The organism is Falsirhodobacter xinxiangensis, from assembly GCF_004959935.1.
Lineage (GTDB): Bacteria > Pseudomonadota > Alphaproteobacteria > Rhodobacterales > Rhodobacteraceae > Falsirhodobacter > Falsirhodobacter xinxiangensis.
The window spans coordinates 2501-5606 of record NZ_SMYN01000047.1 but is presented as its reverse complement, the minus strand read 5'-3'; the positions used below and the strand labels follow the sequence as shown (position 1 = coordinate 5606).

1 tRNA gene and 2 rRNA genes (1 of these 3 only partly in view) are annotated in these 3106 nt (G+C 53.8%); all 3 read right to left on the bottom strand.

Annotated features, from left to right (window positions below):
* Positions 1 to 77 (bottom strand) — tRNA-Met (locus E2K76_RS19940).
* Between the two features lie 40 nt (positions 78 to 117).
* Positions 118 to 232: ribosomal RNA gene (gene rrf / locus E2K76_RS19935) — 5S ribosomal RNA — on the bottom strand.
* Positions 233 to 350: 118 nt separating this feature from the next.
* Positions 351 to 3106, bottom strand: a 23S ribosomal RNA gene (locus E2K76_RS19930) (it continues 76 nt past the right edge of the window).

Here is a 3106-nt window from a genome sequence, read left to right as displayed (position 1 = left end):
TGGTTGCGGGAGCAGGATTTGAACCTGCGACCTTCAGGTTATGAGCCTGACGAGCTACCGGGCTGCTCCATCCCGCGTCATTTGTGATCGTTTTTAAGAGATTTGGGTTCTTTCTAGGTTTGGCGGTGACCTACTCTCCCACGTCTTGAGACGCAGTACCATTGGCGCGACGGCACTTAACGGCCGAGTTCGGGATGGGATCGGGTGTTTTGCTCGTGCTATGACCACCAAACCGAGGAAGAACCCTTCTCTGCGATTGTATCGCAGAGAGGTTACAACATCTTTTGTTCCAAGTCTGTTTTGTGCTTTTGACGATCCTGCATGGCGTATGTGCCTTGCTTTTTCTGGATCAAATCAAGCCTATCGGGCAATTAGTACCAGTCAGCTGAATGCGTTGCCGCACTTACACCTCTGGCCTATCGACGTGGTGGTCTTCCACGGCCCTCAAGGGAGACCTTGTTTTGAAGGGGGCTTCCCGCTTAGATGCCTTCAGCGGTTATCCTGTCCGAACATAGCTACCCAGCACTACCGTTGGCACGATAACTGGTCCACCAGTGGTTCGTTCACCCCGGTCCTCTCGTACTAGGGGCAACTCTTCTCAAGTCTCCTACACCCACGGCAGATAGGGACCGAACTGTCTCACGACGTTCTAAACCCAGCTCACGTACCTCTTTAAATGGCGAACAGCCATACCCTTGGGACCTGCTCCAGCCCCAGGATGAGATGAGCCGACATCGAGGTGCCAAACGATGCCGTCGATATGGACTCTTGGGCATCATCAGCCTGTTATCCCCAGAGTACCTTTTATCCGTTGAGCGATGGCCCTCCCACTTGGGACCACCGGATCACTATGGCCGACTTTCGTCTCTGCTCGACTTGTCAGTCTTGCAGTCAGGCTGGCTTCTGCCATTGCACTCAACGACCGATTTCCGACCGGTCTGAGCCAACCTTCGCGCGCCTCCGTTACGATTTGGGAGGCGACCGCCCCAGTCAAACTACCCACCACGCAGGGTCCCGGATCCGGATGACGGACCGCGGTTAGACATCAAGAGTGCGAAGGGTGGTATCTCAAGGATGGCTCCACAAAGACTGGCGTCTCTGCTTCGATGCCTACCACCTATCCTGCACATCACAATCCTGATGCCAGTGCGAAGCTATAGTAAAGGTTCATGGGGTCTTTCCGTCTAACCGCGGGAAGTGTGCATCTTGACACACAGTTCAATTTCGCTGAGTCCACATCAGAGACAGCGGGGAGATCGTTACGCCATTCGTGCAGGTCGGAACTTACCCGACAAGGAATTTCGCTACCTTAGGACCGTTATAGTTACGGCCGCCGTTTACTGGGGCTTCAATTCGGAGCTTGCACCCCTCCTTTTAACCTTCCAGCACCGGGCAGGCGTCAGACCCTATACGTCGTCTTGCGACTTCGCAGAGCCCTGTGTTTTAAGTAAACAGTCGCCACCCCCTAGTTTGTGCCCCCCACCCATAGTTGCCTACGAGTGGGGCCTCCTTCTCGCGAACTTACGGAGGCATTTTGCCGAGTTCCTTTGATGTGGTTCTCTCAAGCGCCTTGGTATACTCTACCAGTCCACCTGTGTCGGTTTAGGGTACGGTCTTATAGAGAGGCTATTTCCAGGGACCACTCAGCAGCCCAACCAATCCGATAAGGCTGAACTACCTCTGCAATCCGTCACCATCTCACGGCCCAGGAATATTAACCTGGTTCCCATCGACTACGCCTTTCGGCCTCGCCTTAGGGGCCGGCTTACCCTGCTCAGATTAGCTTTAAGCAGGAACCCTTGGACTTTCGGCGACAGGGTCTCTCACCCTGTTTGTCGCTACTCATGTCAACATTCTCGCTTCTGATCTCTCCACCGGATGCCTTACAGCCCGGCTTCACAGAAAGAACATTGTCTCCGCTGAACCCGAAGGGTCAGAAGAGACAGCGTTCTATATCACAGAACGCTCCGCTACCACGCATATCGCTATGCATCCTGAGCTTCGGCTCGTGGTTTGAGCCCCGTTACATCTTCGCCGCAGGACAGCTTATCTAGACCAGTGAGCTGTTACGCTATCTTTAAAGGATGGCTGCTTCTAAGCCAACCTCCTGGTTGTTTTGGCCGTCCCACATGCTTTCCCACTTAACCACGAATTAGGGGCCTTAGCTGCAGGTCAGGGTTGTTTCCCTCTTCACGACGGACGTTAGCACCCGCCGTGTGTCTCCCGGATAGTACTCTTGGGTATTCGGAGTTTGCTTAGACTCAGTAAGGCTGTGGGCCCCCATCATCCATGCAGTGCTCTACCCCCCAAGGTATTCGTCCGAGGCGCTACCTAAATAGCTTTCGCGGAGAACCAGCTATCTCCAGGTTTGATTGGCCTTTCACCCCTAGCCACAAGTCATCCAGACCCTTTTCAACGGGTGTTGGTTCGGACCTCCAGTACGTGTTACCGTACCTTCATCCTGCTCATGGCTAGATCACCTGGTTTCGGGTCTGATCCCACTAACTCAATCGCCCATTTAAGACTCGCTTTCGCTGCGCCTACACCTATCGGCTTAAGCTTGCTAGTAAGACCAAGTCGTTGACCCATTATACAAAAGGTACGCCGTCAGGACTGATGTCCCTCCGACTGCTTGTAGGCGTCCGGTTTCAGGTACTGTTTCACTCCCCTCGTCGGGGTGCTTTTCACCTTTCCCTCACGGTACTGGTTCGCTATCGGTCAGTAAGGAGTACTTAGCCTTCGGGGGTGGTCCCCCGATCTTCAGACAGGATTTCACGTGTCCCGCCCTACTTAATACGTCCCATCGAGCTTCCTGTACGGGGCTGTCACCCTGTATCGCTGTGCTTTCCAGCACATTCCAGTCACTCTCAAGGCTCGGCTGGTCCGCGTTCGCTCGCCACTACTAGCGGAGTCTCTCTTGATTTCCTTTCCTCCGGGTACTTAGATGTTTCAGTTCCCCGGGTTTGCTCTAAAACCCCTATGTATTCAGGGTTAAAGTACCTGGTCATGAACGCTGATGATCACCAAGGGTGACAACAACGAACATTCAGGTGGGTTTCCCCATTCGGACATCCATGGATCAAAGCCTATTCCCGGCTCCCCATGG